General features: G+C 69.0%; 4 protein-coding genes. All 4 read left to right on the top strand.

Translation table 11 applies throughout. From position 1 onward, the window contains the following. A partial coding sequence (locus C667_RS19110; protein ID WP_004376684.1) for a response regulator occupies window positions 1-1,269 on the top strand: 1,269 nt, incomplete at its 5' end. A 161-nt stretch (window positions 1,270-1,430) separates the two neighbouring features. Next, window positions 1,431-2,573, top strand: coding sequence for a glutamine-hydrolyzing carbamoyl-phosphate synthase small subunit (gene carA / locus C667_RS19105; RefSeq protein WP_004376681.1), 1,143 nt, complete (start codon window positions 1,431-1,433; stop codon window positions 2,571-2,573). A gap of 89 nt (window positions 2,574-2,662) precedes the next feature. Next, a complete protein-coding gene (gene carB, locus C667_RS19100) occupies window positions 2,663-5,893 on the top strand; it encodes a carbamoyl-phosphate synthase large subunit (RefSeq protein ID WP_004376677.1) in 3,231 nt (1,076 codons plus the stop codon). Beyond that, window positions 5,890-6,366, top strand: a complete 477-nt coding sequence (gene greA, locus C667_RS19095; RefSeq protein ID WP_004376675.1) for a transcription elongation factor GreA — start codon at window positions 5,890-5,892, stop codon at window positions 6,364-6,366. The genes carB and greA overlap by 4 nt, the downstream gene beginning before the upstream one ends. The last annotated feature ends 133 nt before the right edge of the window (window positions 6,367-6,499 follow it).

Raw genomic sequence — 6,499 nt, 5'->3', positions numbered from 1 at the left:
GGCGTGCTCGCCGGCGCGCGGGTGCTGGTGGCGAGCGCGAACGCCGCCTTCGGCCGCTACCTGTGCGCGACCCTGCAGGCGGCCGGCCTGCGTGCCGAGGCGGCCTGCGGCGGCGAGGCCGCGGTGCAGGTGCTGGCGCGCGCTGCAGACGGCAGCGACCCCTTCGCCTTCGTGCTGATGGACGCCGACCTGCCGGAGCCGGGAGGGTTTTCCCTCGCGCAGCGCTATGCGGCCGCGTGGCCGCGGCCGGACCGCATCGTGCCGATGATGGCGAGCCACTCGCAGCGCAACGACGCCCTGCGCTGCGAAGAGCTCGGCCTCGGCTACCGCCTCGCCAAGCCCTTCTCCGCGGAAGACCTGCTGGCCGTGCTGCGCATGGCGCAGGGTGGCGAACGCGAGGCGGCCGAGCCGCCGCCCTTCGAGCTGGCGCCCGTCGAGCTGCGCTCGAGCGTCGGGATCGAGCAGCCAGCGCGCGTGCTCGAGGTGCTGGTGGTCGAGGACAACCCGGTCAACCAGACCGTGGCGAAGCGCATGCTCGAGCACGTCGGCCACAGCGTCACGGTGGCGAACAACGGCGAGGAGGCGCTCGAGGCGATCGACGCCCGCCACTTCGACGTGGTGCTGATGGACGTGCAGATGCCGGTGATGGGTGGCATCGAGGCCACGCAGGCGATTCGCGCGCGCGAGGCGCGGCGCAGCTGGGTGCTCGAGGGCGACTGGAAGCCGGTGCCGATCATCGCGATGACCGCCCATGCGATGGAGGGCGACCGCGAGCGCTGCCTGGCGGCGGGCATGGACGACTACGTCTCCAAGCCGGTCCACCCGGAGGCGCTCTTCGCCGCGATCGAGCGCGCGCTCGGCCCCGCGGGCGGGGAGGAGCCTGCAGGCGACATTACCCTGCTCGAGCTCGACCCCGCCGACCGGCGCCGCATCGCCTGCCTGGACGAGGCGCGCGCGATGTTCGAGGGCGAGGACGGGGTGGTCGAGCAGCTCGTCGAGGTCTTCCTGCGCGAGCTGCCGCGCACGGTGGCGGACCTGCACAAGGGCGCCGCCGACATGGACTTCGCGCGCCTGCGCGAGCTCGGGCACATGATCAAGGGTTCGGTCGGGGTGTTCTCGGCGCAGCGCGCGGTGGACGCGGCGCGGCGGCTGGAGGATCTGGCCGCGGCGGGCGATCCGCGCGCGCTCACCAGCCAGGCCGGGCTCGCCGTGCGCGAGATGGAGCTGCTCGGCGAGGTGCTGCGGGACGAGGTGGGCAAGGGCGCGTGAGCGCCGCGGCGCGCGGGCGATTTGCCTTGAATCCGCCGAAAATGTACAATTACAAGGTTTTCGAAGCGGGATCGGCCCGGAGGCCCGTCCCGCTTTTTGTACATATCGGGCGCGCCGTTCGCGTGCCTGCAAGACCTTCCAGCAGATTCCAGGAGCTTCTCGTGAGTGCATTCCCGCCCGCCCTTCTTGCGCTCGCCGACGGAACCGTCTTCCACGGCAAGGGTATCGGCGCGGTTGGCAGCACGGTCGGCGAGGTGGTGTTCAACACCTCGATGTCGGGGTATCAGGAAATCCTGACCGACCCGAGCTATTGCCGCCAGATCGTCACCCTGACCTATCCGCACATCGGCAACACCGGCATCAACCCCGAGGACATCGAGTCCCCGCGCGTGCAGGCGGCCGGCCTGGTCATCCGCGACCTGCCCATCCTGCCGTCCAACTTCCGCATGACCCAGCGCCTGGACGACTACCTGCGCGCCGAGAACGTGGTGGCGATCGCCGGGCTCGACACCCGCAAGCTCACCCGCGTGCTGCGCGAGAAGGGCGCGCAGGCCGGCTGCATCGTCACCGCGGCCGCGGGCCAGGCGCTCGACGCCGAGGCCGCCGTGGCCCAGGCGCGTGCCTTCCCCGGCCTGGCGGGCATGGACCTCGCCAAGGTCGTCAGCGCCAGCGCGCGCTACGAATGGAAGCAGGCCGAGTGGGCGCTCGAGGGCGGCTACCGCGACCGCGCCGACGGGCGCTTCCATGTCGTCGCCTACGACTTCGGCGTCAAGTACAACATCCTGCGCATGCTGGTCGAGCGCGGCTGCCGCCTCACCGTGGTGCCGGCGCAGACGCCCGCCGCCGAGGTGCTGGCGCTGAATCCGGACGGCGTGTTCCTGTCCAACGGCCCCGGCGACCCCGAGCCCTGCGACTACGCGATCGCCGCGATCCGCGCGCTCCTCGCCGCGCGCGTGCCGACCTTCGGCATCTGCCTGGGCCACCAGCTGCTGGCGCTCGCCTCCGGCGCGAAGACCATGAAAATGAAGTTCGGCCACCACGGCGCGAACCACCCGGTCAAGGACCTCGACAGCGGCCAGGTGCTGATCACCAGCCAGAACCACGGCTTCGCGGTCGATCCCTCGACCATGCCGGCCAACCTGCGGGTGACCCACCAGTCGCTCTTCGACGGCTCCAACCAGGGCCTCGCGCGCACCGACGTGCCGGCCTTCTCCTTTCAGGGCCACCCCGAGGCGAGCCCGGGCCCGCACGACGTCGCCTATCTGTTCGACCGCTTCATCGGCCTGATGGAAGCCGGCAAGTAAGACGTTCCGCGGCGGGCGAGGGCCCGCCGCCCCAGTTCATTCCGACGCGCGCGATCGGCGCGGCGTCGAGGAATCACCGAGGCAAGACCATGCCCAAGCGTACAGACATCAAGAGCATCCTGATCATCGGTGCCGGCCCGATCATCATCGGCCAGGCCTGCGAGTTCGACTATTCCGGCGCCCAGGCCTGCAAGGCCCTGCGCGAGGAAGGCTTCAAGGTCATCCTGGTCAACTCGAACCCGGCGACCATCATGACCGACCCGGAGACGGCCGACGTCACCTACATCGAGCCGATCACCTGGCAGGTGGTCGAGCGCATCATCGCCAAGGAGCGCCCCGACGCGATCCTGCCGACCATGGGCGGCCAGACCGCGCTCAACTGCGCGCTCGACCTCGGCCGCCACGGCGTGCTCGCCAAGTACGGCGTCGAGCTCATCGGCGCCTCGGAAGAAGCCATTGACAAGGCCGAGGACCGCCTGAAGTTCAAGGACGCGATGACCAAGATCGGTCTCGGCTCCGCGCGCTCGGGCATCGCCCACAGCATGGAAGAGGCGCTGCAGGTCCAGGGCGGCATCGGCTTCCCGGTGATCATCCGCCCGAGCTTCACGCTCGGCGGCACCGGCGGCGGCATCGCCTACAACATGGAAGAGTTCCATGAGATCTGCAAGCGCGGTCTCGAGGCCAGTCCGACCAACGAGCTCCTCATCGAGGAGTCGCTGCTGGGCTGGAAGGAATACGAGATGGAGGTCGTGCGCGACCGCGCCGACAACTGCATCATCGTGTGCTCGATCGAGAACCTCGACCCGATGGGCGTGCACACCGGTGATTCGATCACGGTCGCGCCGTCGCAGACGCTCACCGACAAGGAATACCAGATCATGCGCAACGCCTCGATCGCGGTGCTGCGCGAGATCGGGGTGGATACGGGGGGGTCGAACGTCCAGTTCGCCATCAACCCCCAGGACGGTCGCATGATCGTCATCGAGATGAACCCGCGCGTGTCGCGTTCGTCGGCGCTGGCCTCCAAGGCCACCGGCTTTCCGATCGCCAAGGTCGCGGCCAAGCTGGCGGTGGGCTACACCCTCGACGAGCTGCGCAACGACATCACCGGCGGCGCCACCCCGGCGTCCTTCGAGCCCTCGATCGACTACGTCGTCACCAAGATCCCGCGCTTCGCGTTCGAGAAGTTCCCGCAGGCCAACGACCGCCTGACCACCCAGATGAAGTCGGTGGGCGAGGTCATGGCGATGGGCCGCAGCTTCCAGGAGTCCTTCCAGAAGGCCCTGCGCGGGCTGGAGGTGGGCGTGTATGGCCTGGACGAGGTCGAGGCCGACCGCGAGGACCTCGAGCACGAGCTCGCCAGCCCGGGTGCGCAGCGCATCTGGTACGTCGGCCAGGCCTTCCGCGAGGGCATGAGCCTGGAGCAGGTGTTCAACCTGTCGAAGATCGACCCCTGGTTCCTCGCCCAGATCGAGGACATCGTGCTCTCCGAGAAGGCGCTCGCCGGGCGCTCGCTGAAGGCGCTGCAGGCCGCGGAGTTGCGCGAGCTCAAGAAGAAGGGCTTCTCCGACCGCCGCCTGGCCAAGCTGCTCAACACCGACGAGACCGCGGTGCGCCTGCACCGCCACACCGTGGGCGTGCGCCCGGTGTTCAAGCGCGTCGACACCTGCGCGGCCGAGTTCGCCACCTCCACCGCCTACCTCTATTCGTCCTACGAGGACGAGTGCGAGGCGATGCCGACCGAGCGCAAGAAGATCATGGTCCTCGGCGGCGGTCCCAACCGCATCGGCCAGGGCATCGAGTTCGACTACTGCTGCGTGCATGCGGCGCTCGCGCTGCGCGAGGACGGGTACGAGACCATCATGGTCAACTGCAACCCGGAGACCGTGTCCACCGACTACGACACCTCGGACCGCCTGTACTTCGAGCCGATCACGCTCGAGGACCTGCTCGAGATCGTGCACATCGAGAAGCCGGTGGGCGTGATCGTGCAGTTCGGCGGCCAGACCCCGCTCAAGCGCGCCCAGGCGCTCGAAGAGAACGGCGTGCCGATCATCGGCACCAGCCCGGACATGATCGATGCCGCCGAGGACCGCGAGCGCTTCCAGAAGCTGCTCAACGAGCTGGGTCTCAAGCAGCCGCCCAACCGCACCGCGCGCACGCCCGAACAAGCCGTGCGCCTCGCGGCCGAGATCGGCTACCCGCTGGTGGTGCGCCCGTCCTACGTGCTCGGTGGCCGTGCGATGGAGATCGTGCATGAGCAGAAGGACCTCGAGCGCTACATGCGCGAGGCGGTCAAGGTCTCGAACGAGTCGCCGGTGCTGCTAGACCGCTTCCTCAACGACGCCACCGAGGTCGACGTCGATGCGCTGTCCGACGGCAAGCAGGTGATGATCGGCGGCATCATGGAGCACATCGAGCAGGCCGGCGTGCACTCTGGCGACTCCGCGTGCTCGCTGCCGCCCTATACGCTGTCGGCGAAGCTGCAGGACGAGCTGCGCCGCCAGACCGAGGCGATGGCGCGCGCGCTGAAGGTCGTCGGCCTGATGAACGTGCAGTTCGCGATCCAGGGCGAGGGCGACAACGCCGTGGTCTATGTGCTCGAGGTCAACCCGCGCGCCTCGCGCACCGTGCCCTTCGTGTCCAAGGCGTGCTCGCTGCCGCTGGCCAAGATCGCGGCGCGCTGCATGGCCGGCCAGACGCTGGCCGAGCAGGGTGTGACCGGCGAGGTCGTGCCGCCCTACTACTCGGTCAAGGAGGCGGTGTTCCCGTTCGTGAAGTTCCCCGGTGTCGATACCATCCTCGGACCCGAGATGAAGTCCACTGGCGAGGTCATGGGCGTGGGCCGCAGCTTCGCCGAGGCCTTCGTGAAGAGCCAGATGGGTGCCGGCGTGCGCCTGCCGACCTCGGGCACGGTGTTCATCAGCGTGCGCCCGACCGACAAGCCGGTCGCGATCGAGGTCGCACGCGAGCTGCACGAGATGGGCTTCGCGCTGGTGGCCACCCGCGGCACCGCGGCGGCGATCGAGGCCGCCGGCATCCCGGTGGGCGTGGTCAACAAGGTCAACGAGGGCCGCCCGCACATCGTCGACATCATCAAGAACGAGGAGATCGTGCTGGTGATCAACACCGTCGACGAGAAGCGCCAGGCGATCGCCGACTCGCGCTCGATCCGCACCAGTGCGCTCGCCGCCAAGGTGTCGATCTTCACCACCATCGAGGGCGCGCGCGCCGCCTGCATGGGCATGCGCCACCTCTCGAACGGTCTCGAGGTGTATTCCGTGCAGGGCCTGCACGCCGAACTGAAGCAGCAAGCATGAACAAGACCCCGCTTACCGTTGCCGGCGCCGAGAAGCTGCGCGCCGAACTCCATCGACTGAAGACCGTCGAGCGCCCCAGCGTGATCGCCGCGATCGCCGAGGCGCGTTCGCACGGCGACCTCTCCGAGAACGCCGAGTACGAGGCCGCCAAGGATCGGCAGGGCTTCATCGAGGGCCGCATCATGGAGGTCGAGTCCAAGCTCGCCAACGCGCAGATCATCGACCCGACGCTGCTCGATGCGGACGGTCGCTGCGTGTTCGGTGCCACGGTCGAACTCGAGGACCTCGACTCCGGCCAGGTCGTGACCTACCAGATCGTCGGCGACGACGAGGCCGACATCAAGGAAAACAAGATCTCGATCAGTTCGCCGATCGCGCGTGCGCTGATCGGCAAGTACGCCGGGGACATCGCCGAGGTGCAGGCGCCCGGTGGCGTGCGCGAGTACGAGATCCTGGACGTGCGCTACGTTTGAGCGGCGCCTGGCTGGCGTGGGGCGGAAGAGGGCGGTGCGATGCACCGCCTCTTCGTTTGCAGCCGCAGCGCGCGGCGCGCCGGGCGGGGCTTGCTCAGCGCCCGCGTGCGGCGCCGCGTCCGCGCGGGGCGGG

Source organism: Thauera phenylacetica B4P (assembly GCF_000310225.1).
Classification (GTDB): domain Bacteria; phylum Pseudomonadota; class Gammaproteobacteria; order Burkholderiales; family Rhodocyclaceae; genus Thauera; species Thauera phenylacetica.
Note: the sequence above shows the minus strand (reverse complement) of the source record. Positions and strands in the feature narration are given on the sequence as shown.